The sequence below is a fragment of the Curvibacter cyanobacteriorum genome (genome assembly GCF_028649475.1).
Lineage (GTDB): Bacteria > Pseudomonadota > Gammaproteobacteria > Burkholderiales > Burkholderiaceae_C > Curvibacter > Curvibacter cyanobacteriorum.
This window is the reverse complement of sequence record NZ_JAQSIP010000002.1, coordinates 423508-438723: the sequence shown is the minus strand read 5'-3', so window position 1 is coordinate 438723 and position 15216 is coordinate 423508. Positions and strand designations below refer to the sequence as shown.

The 15216-nt window shown below is 67.5% G+C and carries 14 protein-coding genes and 1 pseudogene; 8 read left to right on the top strand and 7 right to left on the bottom strand.

Annotated elements, in window-relative coordinates:
- The first annotated feature begins 27 nt into the window (after nt 1–27).
- The 5 genes from PSQ40_RS05490 (at nt 28) to PSQ40_RS05470 (ending at nt 5137) form a co-directional block, all read left to right on the top strand.
- A complete protein-coding gene (locus tag PSQ40_RS05490) occupies nt 28–1014 on the top strand; it encodes a tripartite tricarboxylate transporter substrate binding protein (protein ID WP_273949417.1) in 987 nt (328 codons plus the stop codon).
- 28 nt (nt 1015–1042) lie between these two features.
- Nucleotides 1043–2056 carry a Bug family tripartite tricarboxylate transporter substrate binding protein gene (locus PSQ40_RS05485; RefSeq protein WP_273949415.1) on the top strand — a complete coding sequence of 338 codons (1014 nt, stop codon included), beginning with the start codon at nt 1043–1045 and terminating at the stop codon, nt 2054–2056.
- 8 nt (nt 2057–2064) lie between these two features.
- Nucleotides 2065–3135 (top strand): Bug family tripartite tricarboxylate transporter substrate binding protein, encoded by a 1071-nt coding sequence (locus PSQ40_RS05480; protein ID WP_273949414.1) that lies wholly within the window; start codon nt 2065–2067, stop codon nt 3133–3135.
- Between the two features lie 109 nt (nt 3136–3244).
- Entirely contained in the window at nt 3245–4207 is a 963-nt protein-coding gene (locus PSQ40_RS05475; protein WP_273949412.1) for an amidohydrolase family protein, read from the top strand.
- 9 nt (nt 4208–4216) lie between these two features.
- Nucleotides 4217–5137: an SMP-30/gluconolactonase/LRE family protein gene (locus PSQ40_RS05470; RefSeq protein ID WP_273949410.1), complete on the top strand. Its 921-nt coding sequence runs from the start codon at nt 4217–4219 to the stop codon at nt 5135–5137.
- A 175-nt stretch (nt 5138–5312) separates the two neighbouring features.
- On the opposite strand, the pseudogene PSQ40_RS05465 reads toward PSQ40_RS05470, so the two are convergent.
- From PSQ40_RS05465 to PSQ40_RS05450, 4 genes and pseudogenes are all read right to left on the bottom strand, one after another.
- Nucleotides 5313–6551 (bottom strand): annotated as a pseudogene (locus tag PSQ40_RS05465) (cation:proton antiporter domain-containing protein); the annotation flags it as partial.
- Between the two features lie 220 nt (nt 6552–6771).
- Nucleotides 6772–7509 (bottom strand): acetoacetyl-CoA reductase, encoded by a 738-nt coding sequence (gene phbB / locus PSQ40_RS05460; RefSeq protein ID WP_273949408.1) that lies wholly within the window; start codon nt 7507–7509, stop codon nt 6772–6774.
- A gap of 129 nt (nt 7510–7638) precedes the next feature.
- Nucleotides 7639–8817: an acetyl-CoA C-acetyltransferase gene (locus PSQ40_RS05455; protein WP_273949406.1), complete on the bottom strand. Its 1179-nt coding sequence runs from the start codon at nt 8815–8817 to the stop codon at nt 7639–7641.
- Between the two features lie 117 nt (nt 8818–8934).
- The gene (locus tag PSQ40_RS05450; RefSeq protein ID WP_273949405.1) at nt 8935–10644 is read right to left on the bottom strand and encodes a PHA/PHB synthase family protein; all 1710 of its coding nucleotides are present in this window, start codon (nt 10642–10644) and stop codon (nt 8935–8937) included.
- A gap of 92 nt (nt 10645–10736) precedes the next feature.
- On the opposite strand from PSQ40_RS05450, the gene PSQ40_RS05445 reads away from it, so the two are divergent.
- Complete coding sequence (locus PSQ40_RS05445) at nt 10737–11123, top strand: hypothetical protein (protein ID WP_273949403.1); 387 nt, start codon at nt 10737–10739, stop codon at nt 11121–11123.
- On the opposite strand, the gene pgeF is transcribed toward PSQ40_RS05445, so the two are convergent.
- Nucleotides 11040–11882 (bottom strand): peptidoglycan editing factor PgeF, encoded by an 843-nt coding sequence (gene pgeF, locus PSQ40_RS05440; protein WP_273949400.1) that lies wholly within the window; start codon nt 11880–11882, stop codon nt 11040–11042. The genes PSQ40_RS05445 and pgeF overlap by 84 nt on opposite strands.
- Nucleotides 11882–12520, bottom strand: coding sequence for a maleylacetoacetate isomerase (maiA, locus tag PSQ40_RS05435; protein WP_273949398.1), 639 nt, complete (start codon nt 12518–12520; stop codon nt 11882–11884). Before maiA ends, pgeF begins: the two co-directional genes overlap by 1 nt.
- A 69-nt stretch (nt 12521–12589) precedes the next feature.
- On the opposite strand from maiA, the gene PSQ40_RS05430 reads away from it, so the two are divergent.
- Both PSQ40_RS05430 and PSQ40_RS05425 read left to right on the top strand, forming a co-directional pair.
- Nucleotides 12590–12898 (top strand): antibiotic biosynthesis monooxygenase family protein, encoded by a 309-nt coding sequence (locus PSQ40_RS05430; protein ID WP_273949397.1) that lies wholly within the window; start codon nt 12590–12592, stop codon nt 12896–12898.
- A 36-nt stretch (nt 12899–12934) separates the two neighbouring features.
- Nucleotides 12935–13630, top strand: coding sequence for a fumarylacetoacetate hydrolase family protein (locus PSQ40_RS05425; protein ID WP_273949395.1), 696 nt, complete (start codon nt 12935–12937; stop codon nt 13628–13630).
- 362 nt (nt 13631–13992) lie between these two features.
- Here the strand turns inward: PSQ40_RS05425 and PSQ40_RS05420 are convergent, their stop codons facing one another.
- Nucleotides 13993–14811, bottom strand: a complete 819-nt coding sequence (locus PSQ40_RS05420) for an aspartate dehydrogenase (protein WP_273949392.1) — start codon at nt 14809–14811, stop codon at nt 13993–13995.
- Nucleotides 14812–15216: the final 405 nt, after the last annotated feature.

Sequence of the window (15216 nt, the reverse complement as noted above, 5' to 3'; positions counted from 1 at the left end):
ACTCCCCATCAGAACAATGAGACAAACATGCCACCTTCTTTCCAACGCCGCCACCTGCTGGGCGCCGGGCTGAGCAGCCTGCTGATGGCCCCCGCGGTGCGGGCGGCCAGCCCCTCGGACTGGCCCAACCGCCCCATCCGGCTGATCGTGCCCTACCCTGCGGGCGGGGCCGCCGACCAGACCGCTCGCTGGCTGGCCACCGCCCTCGGCGAGCGGCTCAAGACCCCGCTGCTGGTGGACAACCGGCCCGGCGCGGGCGGCTCGATCGGGGCCGCGGCCGTGGCCCAGGCGGCCCCCGATGGCCACACCCTGCTGCTCGACGCCACCGGCTTCACGGTCAACCCCCAGTTGATGCCCCACCTGCCGTTTGACCCCTTCAAGGACTTCGCGCCCATCTCGCTGTTGATGCAGGTGCCGATGCTGCTGGTGGTGCCCGCCCAGTCCCCGTGGCAAAGCGTGGCCGACCTGTTGCGCGCGGCGCGGGCCAAGCCAGGCGGCCTGTCGTTTGCGTCGGCGGGCAACGGCAGCGCCCAGCACTTGGCGGCCGAGCTGTTCAAGCAGCGGCAACGGGTCTACATCACCCACATTCCCTACCGTGGGGGGGCCCCGGCCTTGAACGACCTGGCCGCCGGACAGGTCGACCTGATGTTCTCGGCCATGAGCGCCAGCCAGCCGCTGGTCAAGGCCGGCAGGCTGCGCGCCCTGGCCGTGACCGCCGCAGCGCGGGTGCCCAGCCTGCCCGAGGTGCCCACGCTGTCCGAGGCGGGCAGCCCCGGCCTGGTGGCCCAGGAATGGAACGGCCTGTGGGCCCCCGCCAAAACACCGGTGGACGTGCTGAACCAGCTGGAAACCGAGGTGCGCGCCATCGTGGCCCGGCCCGAGGTGCGCCAGCGCCTGGCCCAGCAGGGCGCCCAGAGCGTGGGCAGCAGCCGGGCGGAATTCGCCCGCTTCTTGCAAGCCGAATTCAAACAGTGGGCCCAGGTCATCCACAGTGCCCAGATCACCCTGAACTGATTCCCCCCCCCCGATAGAGCAACACACCATGAGACAAATCCCCAAGCCCCTCCAGAACCGCCTCGCCGCACGCCGCGCGTGGATCGGACTTGCCGCGCTGGCCCTGGGCAGCGCCGCTGGCCTGAGCCACGCCCAAACCGACACGGCCTGGCCCAGCAAACCCGTGAAGATCGTCGTGCCCTACGGCCCGGGCGGCGCGGTCGATGTGGTGACCCGCAAGCTGGCCCAGAAGCTGACCGAACAAACCGGCCAAAGCTTCTACATCGAAAACAAGGCGGGGGGCACCGGCACCATCGGCGCCACCCAGGTGGCCCGTGCCGAAGCCGACGGCTACACCCTGATGGCCAACGACACCACGTTCTCGTTGCTGCCCCACATCTTCAAGAAACTGCCCTTCGATGTGGGCCAGGACCTGGTGCCGGTCAGCGCTTTTGTCTTTGCCCCCATGGCCCTGGCGGTCAACGCGACCTCCCCCTACACCAAGCTGCAGGACCTGCTGGCCGCCGCCAAGCGCGAGCCCAACCGGGTCAGCTACGGCACCGGCGGGCCGGGCACCACGCCCCATTTCGCCACCGAGGCCTTGGGCATTGCCGCCGGGGTGAACTTCATGCATGTGCCGTTCAAAGGCGCGGGCGAAGCGACGCAGGCTGTGCTGTCGAACACGGTGGACTTCCAGATCGCCTCGCCCGCAGGCGTGATGGGCAACGTCAAGGGCGGCAAGATGCGCGTGCTGGCGGTCAGTGGTGACAAACGCGTCAGCGCCTTGCCGGACGCACCGACCTTCGCCGAGGCCGGCGTGCGCTGGAACGGGGTGGTCAACTGGACCGGCCTGTGGGCCCCCAAGAACACCCCCGCGCCCGTGCTGCAAAAGTTGCAAGCGGAGATCGCCAAGGCCATGGCCTCGGCCGACCTCAAGGCTTTCGCCGACAACATGGGCGCCGAGGCCCGCCAGATCGGCGCCAGTGACATGGCCAAAATGCTGAAGGACAGCACCGAAGCCTGGGGCAAGGTGGTGACCCACACGGCCTTTGAGAAGCAGTGAGGTCCGCCATGTCACAACCCCATGCCGTCCAAGCGGCCTCCGCCCCCGCCAAGCCCAGCAGGCCCTTCGCGTCCAACACGCCCACCACGACACGGGTCGCCTCCCGGTCCGGGCTGGGCGGGCTGCTGACGCTGCTCCTGCTGGCGGCGAACAGCCAGAGCGCGCGGGCCCAGACCCCACCCACCTGGCCGACCCAACCGGTGCGCCTGCTGGTGGGGTTCACGGCCGGCGGGCCCACCGACATCGTGGCCCGCAGCCTGGCCGAGGCGGTGGGCAAATCGATCGGCCAGCCCGTCATCGTCGACAACCGCCCGGGGGCCAACACCATCATCGCGGCCCAGGCCGTGGCCCAGGCCAAGGACCAGCACACCCTGCTGATGGCGGCCACCAACCACACCATGATCGCGGCGCTGTACAGCCGCCAGATCCAGTTCGACCCGGTCAAGTCCTTCAAGGGGGTGTGCCGCATCGCCGCCACCCCCACCGTGCTGGTGGTCGGGCCCCAAACGGGCCTGCGCAACCTGGCTGACTTCGTCCAGCAGGCCAAGGGCGCTGGCCGCGGCGTCACCTACGCCTCGCCCGGGCTGGGCAGTTCGGTGCACTTCGCGGCCGAGGACTTTGCCCAGCGGGCGGGGGTTCAGCTGACCCATGTGCCCTACAAAGGCGCGGCCCCTGCGCTGGCCGATGTGATGGCGGGTCAGGTCACGGCGTCGTTCGCCTCGCTGGGCTCGGTGCTGGCGTCGGTCAAAGCCGGCAAACTGGTGGCGCTGGCGATCGCCAGCCCCAAGCGCTCGGAAGCCTTGCCGGCGGTGCCGACCTTCGAGGAGTCGGGCATCAAGTCGTACCGGGCCGACGCCTGGTACGGGGTCCTGGCCCCGGCCCAACTGCCCGAGGCGGCCCTCAAGAAAATGCAAACCGAGGTCAGCCGCTACGTTGGCTCCAGCGCCGGCACCGACAAGCTGCAACAACTGGGCATGGAACCCGCCCTGCTCTGCGGCGACGAATTCGACCGACAACTGGCCAGCGAGACCGCCCACTGGACCCGCCTGGCCGAGCAACTGAAAATCAAAGATGACTGAATTGCCCACCACCCTGGCCCCAGACCACCGGCCCGCCAGCGGGCCCATTCGCGGGCCCATTCGCGGGTCCATTCGCGGGTCCATTCGCGAGCCCATTCGCGAGCCCAACGTGCCACGCCGGACGCTGCTCGGGCTGGGCGCCAGCGCCCTGCTCGGCACCCAGCTCGGCGCCTGCGCGGCCCCGGGCAGCCGCAGCGCGCCGCCCTCCCCCGAGGCGCTGCAGGTGCCCCACTCGGCCGGCCAAGGCACCCCCAACTTCCCGGTGCCCGCCAACGCCTGCGACTGCCACCACCACGTCTACGACCAGCGCTACCCGGCCCACCCCAGCGCCACCCTGCTGCCCGCCGACGCCAGTCTGGCCGACTACCGGCTGCTGCAACGTCGCCTGGGCCTGCAACGCCACGTCATCGTTCAGCCGTCCACCTACGGGACGGACAACCGCCTGCTGGTCGACACCTTGCGGGCCGCCGGCCCCCAGGCCCGCGGCGTGGCCGTGGCGTCCAGCGAAGTCAGCGACGCCGAGTTGCAGGCCCTGCACGAGGCAGGGGTGCGCGGTCTGCGCTTCAACCTGAGTTTTCTGGTCGGGGTGCGCGCCGACATGATGCCGGCGCTGTCGCACCGCCTCGCCGAGCGCGGCTGGCACCTGCAGGTCAATGGCAGCGCCGACACCTTGCTGGCCCACGCCGCCCTGCTGGACACACTGGCCTGCCCCCTGGTGATTGACCACCTGGGCCAACTGCCGCCGGCCAGCGGCGTCCAGCACCCGGCTTTCCGGCACTACCAGCGCTGGCTGGACGGTGGACGCACCTGGATCAAGCTGTCGGGGGCCTACCTCAACAGCCAGCGCAGCGACTGGAGCGATGTCACGCCCATCGCCCAGGCGCTGGTGCGTCAGGCCCCCGAACGCGTGGTGTGGGGCAGCGACTGGCCCCACCCGACCAAAAAGGCCGATGCCAAACCCGATGACGCGGCCCTGCTCAACGCGCTGGCGACCTGGGCCTCGACCCCGGCGTTGCGACACACCATACTGGTCGACAACCCCGCCGTGCTGTACGGCTACCCCCGCGCCTGAGGAGACCGCATGTTTTTACTGAACCCGCCCGTGGTCAGGACCCTTGAAACCTTCACCGCCCTGCCCGGCAAGTTCCGGCAGGCCCGGCGCACCCTGTGGGGCGATGCCAACCAGGGTGGCCGTGTCAGCGACTCGTTCCTGGAAGGCCCGGTGTTCGATGCCCAGGGCAACCTGTACGTGACCGACATCCCCTTTGGCCGCGTCTTCCGCATCGACCCGCAAGGTGAATGGGAATTGCTGGCCCAATGGGACGGGGAGCCCAACGGCATGAAGTTCATGAGCCCGACCGAGTTGCTGATCACCGACTACCTCAACGGCTTGATGGTGCTCGATGTCACGCGCGGCACCCTGCGCCCCCTGCTGCCGCGGCGCAACACCGAGAGCTTCAAGGGGCTCAACGACCTGTGCTACGACCGCAGCGGCCACCTGTACTTCACCGACCAGGGGCAGACCGGCCTGCACGACCCCAGCGGCCGGGTCTACCGGCTCGCCCCCTCGGGGCGGCTGGACCTGCTGCTGTCGAATGTGCCCAGCCCCAACGGCATCGTGTTGTCGCCCGACGAGAAGTTCCTGTTTGTGGCCGCCACCCGGGGCAACAGCGTCTGGCGCATGCCCCTGCTCGGCGACGGCGGCGTGGCCAAGGCGGGTCAGTTCTTCACCTCTTACGGCCCCAGCGGACCCGACGGCCTGGCGATGGACGAGGCGGGCCAGTTGATCGTGGCCAACCCCGGGCTGGCCTATGTGTGGGTGCTGAACGGCCGCGCCGAACCGGTGGAGGTGTTGCGCGGGCCGTCCGGGCATTCGCTGACAAATGTCGCCTTCGGCGGCCCCGAGCGCCGACGCCTGTTTGTCACCGACTCCACCGCGGGCGAGATCCTCTGGGCCCCCATGGCCCACGCGGGCCTGCCCGTCACCCATCCGGCGGGCTGAACCGCCGCAGCGCCCCAGGGGCGCTTCGGCTGACGCGACACCTCGGCCCCACACCACGGTCACACCCCTCGGCCCCATATCACGGCCCCACACAACGGCCTCTCACCCCGTCAGGCCGGGCTTCAAGCCGCCGCGGTGTGCCCGCTGAGCGGCATCGCCCTCACGCGGGGTGGGTGTCGCCGCGCTCTTCCAGGCGCCGCGCCCAGGCCGAGCGCTGGCACAACCAGCGTTGCAGCGGGCCCATCGAATGGAACATCAGCGGGTTGAGTGCGATCGAGATCAGCGCCCCAGCCACGATCAGGCTCTGGCCCTCGGGCGGCAACAGCCCCAGGCTGCGCCCCAGCGCCACCAGGATGAACGAAAACTCACCGATCTGGGCCAGGCTGGCGGCCACCTTGAGTGCCACGCTCAAAGGGTGGCGGAAGGCCAGCACCAGCAGCGCCGCCGCCACGGTTTTGCCCAGCATGATGACCAGCACCACGGCGATCACCTGCAAGGGGCGGTCCAGCAGCACCTGGGGGTCAAACAACATGCCGACCGAGACAAAGAACAGCACCGCGAACGCATCACGCAGCGGCAGCGACTCCTCGGCCGCACGGTGGCTGAACTCGGACTCGCGCATCACCATGCCGGCGAAAAACGCCCCCAGCGCGAACGACACCCCGAACAGGGCCGCCGACGCGTAGGCGATGCTGACCGCGCCGACCACCACGCACAGCGTGAACAACTCGCGCGAGCCGGTCTTGTGCACCTGCAACAACAGCCAGGGGAACAGGCGCCGGCCCAGCACCAGCATCACGGCCACAAAAGCACCCACCCGCAGCAATGTCAGCAGCATCGTCATGCCCAGCGAATGGCTGCTCGCGTCGGACGCGGCCACCGAGCCGCCCAGCACGCTGGCCAGCGGCGGCAGCAGCACCAGCACCAGCACCATGGCCAGGTCTTCCACCACCAGCCAGCCAATCGCGGCCCGACCCACAAAGGAGTCCGTCAGGTTGGCCGACTCCAGTGCCCGCAACAAGACCACCGTGCTGGCCACCGACAGCGCCAGCCCCAGCATCAGCGCAGGGCCCCAGGCCCAGCCCCAGCTCCAGGCCAGGCCCATGCCCAGCAAGGTGGCCACCGTCATCTGCACCAGCGCTCCGGGCAAGGCCAGGCGACGCACGGCCATCAGGTCGGCGAAGGAGAAATGCAGGCCCACGCCGAACATCAGCAGCATGATGCCGATCTCGGCCAGTTGCGAGGCGATCTCGGCGTCGGCCACGAAGCCCGGCGTGAAGGGTCCCACGATCATCCCCGTCACCAAGTACCCCACGAGGGCGGGCAGGCGCAGGCGCACGGCGATGAAGCCGAGCACCAGGGACAAACCCAGGCCCACGGCCATGGTGCTGATCAGGGAAACGCTGTGGGGCATTGAAGAAATCCTTATCGTGATGGTGAAACGCGGTCTCAGAACCACCGATTCATGCCCAGGCCTCCCTGCATGAACCGATGCCGGGCAAGATCGTTGCGATGGTCGGAACAGTCTTACCCACTTTAGTCCGAATCACGGCCTTCGCCCAGGTTCCCCATTTTTGGTGATCAGACGAAAAAAAACCCGCCGAAGCGGGTTTGTCCTGAGCGCAAGCGGCGCATCAGCCCATGTGCAGGCCGCCGTTGACCGAGAAATCGGCGCCGGTGGAGTAGCCGCCTTCGTCCGACGCGAGCCAGGCGATGATGGAGGCGATTTCGCTGGGCTCGCCCAGGCGCTTGACCGGGATGGTGCCGACGATCTTGTCGAGCACGTCAGGGCGGATGGCCTTGACCATGTCGGTGCCGATGTAGCCGGGGCTCACGGTGTTGACGGTCACGCCCTTGGTGGCCAGTTCTTGCGCCAGCGCCATGGTGAAACCGTGCATGCCGGCCTTGGCGGCCGAGTAGTTGGTTTGACCGGCCTGGCCCTTCTCGCCGTTCACCGACGAGATGTTGACGATGCGGCCCCAGCCCTTTTCAACCATGTCGCCCACCACTTGCTTGGTGACGTTGAACATGCTGTTGAGGTTGGTTTCGATCACGGCGTCCCAGTCCTCGCGGGTCATCTTGAGGAACATGCGGTCGCGCGTGATGCCGGCGTTGTTGACCAGCACGTCGATCGAGCCGTGCTCGGCCTTGGACTTGCTGAACGCTTCGACGGTGGAATCCCAGTCGCCGACGTTGCCGACGGAGGCGTAGAAGGTGTAGCCCAGCGCCTTTTGCTCAGCCAGCCACTTGCTGTAGTCACGCGTCGGGCCGCAACCCGCGATGACCTTGAAACCCTCTTTGTGCAGGCGCTGGCAGATGGCGGTCCCAATGCCACCCATACCGCCGGTGACGTACGCTACTTTTTGACTCATGAAAAACGCTCCTGATTATGTTTTTGCTACGCAATTCATAGCTTTGCGCCTAGTTTGGAGGCCCGCTCCCGCGGGTACTCCCTGAGCCGGGCCAGAGGGCCCGGTCGCGATGCCATTTTGAATGGCAAATCAACGCTCGATGGTTAGGGCAACTCCCATGCCACCCCCGATGCACAGCGAAGCGATGCCTTTCTTGGCATCGCGGCGCTGCATTTCATGCAGCAAGGTCACCAAAATGCGGCAACCCGACGCACCAATCGGGTGCCCCAGTGCGATGGCACCGCCGTTGACGTTGACCTTGCTGGTGTCCCAGCCCATTTGTTGGTTGACGGCGCAGGCCTGGGCGGCGAAAGCTTCGTTGATTTCGAGCAGGTCGAGGTCGGCAGCGTTCCAGCCGGCACGTTGCAGTGCCTTGGTGGACGCGGGCACCGGGCCCATGCCCATGTAGGCCGGGTCCAGACCCGACGTGGCGTAGCTGGCGATGCGGCCCAGCGGCTTGAGGCCCAGGCTGGCGGCGCGCGAAGCGGTCATGACCATCACGGCGGCGGCGCCGTCGTTGATGCCCGAGGCGTTGCCGGCGGTCACGCTGCCGGCCTTGTCGAAGGCGGGGCGCAGACCGGCCAGCGCGTCGGCGTTGGTCTTGCGGTTGATGAACTCGTCGGCGTCAAAAATCAGCGGATCGCCCTTCTTTTGCGGGATGCTGATCGGCACGATTTCGTCTTTGAAGCGGCCCGCGTCCTGCGCAGCGGCGGCTTTGGTCTGCGACGCCAGGGCCAGGGCATCCTGCTGCTCGCGGGTGATGCTGTACTGCTTGGCCACGTTCTCGGCCGTGATGCCCATGTGGTACTGGTTGTAGACGTCCCACAGGCCGTCGACGATCATGGTGTCGACCATCTTCCAGTCGCCCATGCGCTGACCGTCGCGCGAGCCCGGCAGGACGTGGGGCGACAGGCTCATGTTCTCCTGGCCGCCGGCGATCACGATGTCGCTGTCACCGGTGGCCACCGCTTGCGCGGCCAGCATCACGGCCTTGAGGCCGGAGCCGCAGACGGCATTGATGGTCAGGCCCGGCGTGCCTTTGTCAAAGCCAGCCTTGATCACGGCCTGACGGGCCGGGTTCTGGCCCGCCCCGGCGGCCAGCACCTGACCCAGGATGACTTCACCGATCTGGTCGGCTTGCAGGCCGCTGCGGCGCAGCACTTCGCGGATGACTTGGGCCCCCAATTCGGTGGCCGGGATCTTGGACAGCGAGCCGCCAAACTTGCCGATGGCCGAGCGTGCGGCCGAAACGATGACGATGTCTTCCATGGAATGCTCCTGAGGTGGTCGTGTTGTGTTTGTCGCGCGGCTGGACGACACGTCGCCGAGCCGAGCAATAAGCTTGCCTGAAAAAAGAGGTCAAAAATTTGACCTCGCCCCGAAAAATCAGGCTTTTTGTTTCACATAGCGTCCGGGCGCGGGCTCAATGGCCTTGTAGCGCCCCTTGCCGTAGGCCTTCGGGGCCGGCACCAACTTGCCGGCGTGGCCCTTGAGCCACTGCGACCAGTCGGTCCACCAACTGCCCGGGTGCTCCTTGGCGCCCGCCAGCCATTCGGCCTGTGTCTGTGGCAATTGACCGTCGGCACGGATCCAGTGGCTGCGCTTGTTTTTGGCCGGTGGGTTGATGACACCCGCGATGTGGCCCGAGGCGCCCATGACAAAACGCTTGGGACCGGGCAGGTGACGGGTGGACGCATAGGCCCCCCCGATGGGCACGATGTGGTCCTCGCGCGAACCATAGAGGTAGACCGGGATGTCGACCTGGCCCAAGTCCACCCCCACGCCACACACGGTGGCCTTGCCGGGTTTGACCAGGTTGTTCTCGAAGTAGGTGTTGCGCAGGTACCAGGCGTAGAACGGGCCCGGCAGGTTGGTCGAGTCGGCGTTCCAGTACAGCAGGTCGAACGGCGGTGGCGTCTCGCCCTTGAGGTAGTTGCCCACCACATAGTTCCAGACCAGGTCGTTGGGGCGCAGGAAGCTGAAGGTCGACGCCAGCTCCTGCCCTTTGAGCAGGCCGCCCTGGCCCATCTGCATCTCGCGGAACTTGACGAAGGCCTCGTCAATGAACAGGTCGAGCACGCCGGTGTCAGAGAAATCAAGGAAGGTGGTCAGGAAGGTGGCCGACTCGACCGGCTGCTCGCCGCGCGCGGCCAACACAGCCAGCGCCGTGCCCAGGATGGTGCCGCCCACGCAGAAGCCCAAGGCATTGACCGTGGGCGCGCCAGTGATGGCCTGCACCGTGTGGATGGCCAGGATGGCGGCGTCTTCGATGTAGTCGTCCCAGGTCTTGTGGGACAGCGACTCATCGGGGTTGCGCCAGCTCACGACAAAGGTGCGGTGCCCCTGCTCGACGGCATAGCGGATCAGCGAGTTCTCGGGCTGCAGGTCCAGGATGTAGAACTTGTTGATGCACGGCGGGATCAGCAGGAATGGACGCTCGTGCACCTTGGCGGTCAGCGGTTTGTACTCGATCAGCTGGAACAGCTCGTTCTCGAACACGATCGCGCCCTCGGTGGTGGCCACATTGCGCCCCACCTCGAACAGGCTCTCGTCGGTCTGGCTCATGTGGCCTTGCTGCAGGTCATGCACCAGGTTCTGCAAGCCCTTGGCGATGCTTTCGCCTTTGGATTCGAGGGCTTTCTTCTGCGCCTCGGCGTTGAAGGCCAGGAAGTTGCTCGGTGCGGTGGCCGCGGCCCATTGCTCGACCGCAAAGCGCAGGCGGGCGCGGGTCTTGTCATCGCTTTGCACCGCCTCGGCCAGGCCCGTCAGGGTGCGGCTGTTGAGCAGGTAGAGGGCTGCCGTGAAGCTGGCCAGCGGGTTGTGCGCCCAGGCCTCGCCGGCAAAGCGCCGGTCGGGTGCGGTCGGCGTGCCTTGCAGGCTCGCGTTCCAGAGTTCGGTCGCGTCGTGGAGGTATTGCTGCTGCAACTGCTGGAGCTTTTCGGTGTCAAAGCTCAGTTGCGGAACGCTGGGCGCCGCGGACAGGCCGCCAGTGGGTGGGGCAAACTGCTGGAAGGCCTGCAGGGCTTTGGCCCAGCCGTCACCCAGCATTTGCTGAAAAGGTTGGGCCCCTGGACCCCAAGGTGATTCAGAATTCATGTTGTCTCCTCACGAATCGTCCGGTTTATAGATTTAGGGTTAACCCTGATTTTTACAGAATCATGGCCTCAAGGCTACGCTCTTAAAACAACATGTACCTCGTCCTTATTGCATGGCTTTATGTCGCCTTGATGATGGCGGTGGCCGAAGCCACCCACACCACAGGCACCGTTTTAGGCGCGGTCATCACCTTTGTACTCTATGGATTGCTGCCCATGTCAGTGGTGCTTTACCTGATGGGCTCGCCCGCCCGACGGCGGGCCATCAAGGCCAAAGAGGCCGCTGAGCGGGCCGAAGCCCTGGCATTGGCACAGGCCAAGCAAGCTTCGGACCCAGCCCCGCTCACGGCGGCGCCTGCGGCTGCACCGCACCGTGCGGCCGAGGGCGCGCCGGCGTCAGGTGCGCCAGATGCAGGCGGCCAGGCGACCCGTGTGGCCGAAACGCCGGCTGTCGCGGCGGTGCGAGAAGAACAGCGCTGATTGGGTGTAAGTGCACCAGGGCGTTGTGCCATCGTTGCCATACACGGCACTGACACCCAAAGCCGCCAAGCGCTGACGGGCCAGGGCGGGCAGATCGGCGAGCCACCGCCCGTGGGCCTGCGGCACAAAGGCTGACGCCGCCGCCGGGTGGTGCCGCATGAAGGCCTCGCGCACCTCGGGGCCCACCTCAAACGCACTGGGGCCGATGCACGGGCCCAGCCAGGCCAGCACGGACGACGCGGGCAGACCAGGGCCATCGGCTCCAGGGGCGATCAGAGCCGCCACGGTGGCGTCCAGCACCCCACCGGCCAGGCCGCGCCAGCCCGCATGGGCCGCGGCAACGCGCCGGCCTTGCGTGTCGGTGAACAGCACCGGCAGGCAGTCGGCCACCATCATCACCAGGGTGGCTCCGGCCTGGGCGCTGAGCGCGCCATCGGCGGCCTCCCCCTGCGGCAACGCGGCGCCCGCCGCCAGGCGCACCACCCGGTCGCCGTGCACCTGGTTCAGAAACAGCAGCGGTCCGCCGCCGCGGCGGTGCACCTCGGCTTGCAGGCGCGCCCGGTTGATGGCCACATGGGCGGGGTCGTCTTGCACATGGGTGCCGAGGTTGAGGCTGTCCCAGGGGGCGGCGCTGACGCCGCCCGCCCGGGTGGTGCACAGGGCCTGCACGCCCGCCGGCGCGGGCCAGTCCGGGGTCCAGAATGGCGTGTCGGGCGCCACCAGCGCGCCATGGGCCGGGGCAGCAGGCGGCAGCGACATCAGGCCTCCGCGTCGGGGCATTGGCTGGGCTGGGCGCGCTGAAATGCGTCCAGGGCCATGCAGGCCTCGAACACCGCCAGCGTGCGGTCCAGCCCGTCAAAGCTCACCTTGAAGCGCTGGCCATTGAAGATCTGCGGCACCAGGCAGCAATCAGCCAGGGTGGGCGTGTCGCCATGACAGAAGCGGCCGGTGGCGGGCTGCTGCAACTGGCGCTCCACCGCCTCCAGGCCCAGCCGCACCCAGTGGCGGTACCAGGCGTTCTTGGCGTCTTCGTCGACGCCCAGGTCCCGGCTCAGGTACTTGAGCACCCGCAGGTTGTTGATGGGGTGGATCTCACAGGCCACGGTCTGGGCCAGCGCTCGCACGCGGGCCCGGCCCAGCGCGTCGGCGGGCATCAGCGGGGGCTCGGGGTGGGTCTCGTCGAGGTACTCGATGATGGCCATCGACTGGGTGAGGTGGGCCCCATCGACCTCCAGCATGGGCACCAGGGGGTCGGCCACCAGGCTGGCGTAGGCGGGTGCGGTCTGTTCGCCCTTGACCAGGTGCACCGGCTGGTAGTCGTACGGCAGGCCCTTGAGCTGCAAAGCGATGCGCACCCGGAAGGACGCCGAAGAACGGAAATAGTTGAAGAGCTTCATGCGCGCAAGCATAAAGGCAGGCGGTAGACTGTGTGCCGTCCTTGTACGACACACCAAGAAAGAGACGACATGATTCTTGAACTCGCGGACATCCGCATCCAGCCGGGCCAGCAAAAGGCCTTCGAAGAAGCCATTGAACGCGGCCTGCGCAGCGTCATCAGCCGGGCCCAGGGGGCCCGCGGTTTCAGCGTGCACCACGGCATCGAATCGCCCGAACGCTACGTGCTGCAGATCCAGTGGGACACCCTGGAGGCCCACACGGTCGGTTTCCGCGAGTCGCCGTTGTTCGCCGAATGGCGTGCCATCGTCGGCCCGTTCTTCGCCGCGCCGCCGGTGGTCGAGCACTTCGAGCTGGTGACCCAATCCAGCGGCCAGTGAGCCCCCTCACGTCCTGTCACTGAACGAGAGTCAGCCATGAGCTTTGTCTTCCCTGCCCCAACCGTCCCCAGCGTACCGGTGCTGGGCACCACCGACCGGTTCCCCGTGCGCCGCATCTACTGCGTGGGCCGCAATTACGAAGAACACGCCAAGGAGATGGGGTTCACCGGCCGTGAGCCTCCGTTCTTCTTCCTGAAGCCCGCCGACGCCCTGGTGGTGGTCGACGCCGGCAGCACCGGCAACCTGCCCTACCCCAGCCTGACGCAGAACTTCCACCACGAAATCGAGCTGGTGGTGGCCATCGGCGTGGGCGGTCGCAACATCGCTGCGGCCGACGCGTTCAAGCACATCTACGGTTACGCCGTGGGCCTGGACATGACGCGCCGCGACCTGCAAAACGAAATGAAGAAGCAAGGCCGGCCCTGGTGCATCGGCAAGGGCTTTGACCACGGGGCCCCGATTGGCCCGATCACGCCCGCGGCCCAAGCCGGTGATGTGAGCCAGGCCGACATCTGGTTCAAGGTGAATGGCGAGACCCGCCAGTCCAGTACCGTGTCCAAGCTGATCTGGAACATCGCCGAGACCATCGAGCACCTGTCTGCCGCCTGGGACCTGGCCCCGGGCGACCTGATCTACACCGGCACGCCCGAAGGCGTGAGCGCTGTGGTGCGGGGCGATGTGCTGGAAGGCGGCGTCAGCGGCCTGGGTGAGCTCAAGCTGCGCGTGGTCTGAAGCCTGACGCCCTGCCCCCAACCACCGCCCACTGGGCCGTGGCAAACCAAGGCCCTTCGGGGCCTTTTTTCATCGCCGGACCGCGTTGGACCTGGGGTGGTTGGAGCAGCTCAACCCAGCCAACAAGCACCCCACTTGTGATGACCCCATGGGGGACGCCCCGAGCACTGCATGGTTTGAGGCGGGACGGCTCGCACCGAAGCCCGACCCGCCTGGTGGTGTTGCACCGCAGGGCGGCCCACCGCGGGCCTGTGGCTTGAAAGCCCGGCCCCGCAACACCGGGGCGCGTGCCCGGACCCGGCGGCATCACCCGCGCGCGGGTGACCAGCCTCAGCCGCATGCGAGGCCCCCGTCAGCGGCGATCACAGCGTGAGCGCAGCGCCCCGGTTGTGCAGAAAGCGCAGCCCCGAGAGCACGGTCAAGGCGGATGTCTTGGGGTTGTCGGCCAGGGGCTTGCCGCGCAGCGTCAGCTCTATCTCGCCAAACTCGCCCCGCGCCACGACGTGGTGGATGTTCTCGCTCACCGCGGGGTCAGCGATCAAGCGCACCCGGGTGGCGTCCAAGCCCAGGCCAGCCAAGGACAGGGTGGCGGCCACGTTGGCATTCTTGGGATAGCGCTGGGCAGCCTCGCGGGCGGTGGCGTCCAGCAGGACGGTGGCTTGGGTGATCGTGTCCAGGTCACACACCTGCTCGGCAGGGGTGTCGCGCCAGCCCGCGGGCGGCTTGCGACCGGTGTAGCACACCTCGCTCAAACCGGCGAGGCGGGCGGCAGCCAACGCATCCACGCCCGCCATGGCACCGGCCAGCAAATGCACCTGGGTACCGCCTTGTTCAGCGGCGTCACTGAGTTGCTCGGCCAGGCCTGGGCCTGCCAAAGCGCCAATCGACAGGACGGCGCACTCGACCCCCCGCTGCAGGGCCGGCAGCACATGCTGCAACAAGGCGCTGTGGCCCGCGCATTCCAGCACCAGGGTGGCGTCCTCAGGCACCGCGGTGCAGGCCGTGGCGGCAGCGCCCAGCCGCGCCTGAGCCTTGGCCAGCCCCGTTGCGGGCACCACCACGTGGCTGATGTGCACGCCCGGGGCCTGGGCGGCACGCTGAAAAATGGACTGCCCAATCGCGCCGAAGCCGATCAGGGTCACACGTTGAAGGGGGCGCTGGGAAGCCATGGGCGCAGTCATGCAATTTCCTTGTTCTGCTCGGGGTGGAGTCTCCGAGCCTGACCAACTGACGAAGGTGTCGTGGCCACAAGGCTAACGGCTTTTGAGGCGCCGAACGGGCACGCGCCCACTTTGGCTTCAGCCTTGGCCACAGCATGCGGCCCGACCAGGCCTGGCCTTTCAGCGTAGCCATGCCCCGATCACACAGCGGCACGCCCGCCAAGCGCCGCGTGCGCAGCGCGGGCGCATCAGGCACTTCTTGAGCTGGACGACCCGCGCACTCACTTTGCGGGAACGACGGACGTCGGCGTGGGGCCGGTGTTCAGCCCAAAATGCATGGCCGCCCAGGTCGGAGACAAGCCAACCAACCTGCGGCCCCATGCCTTCCACATCACCACCCGACACCGGCGCACGATCGAAGAAGGC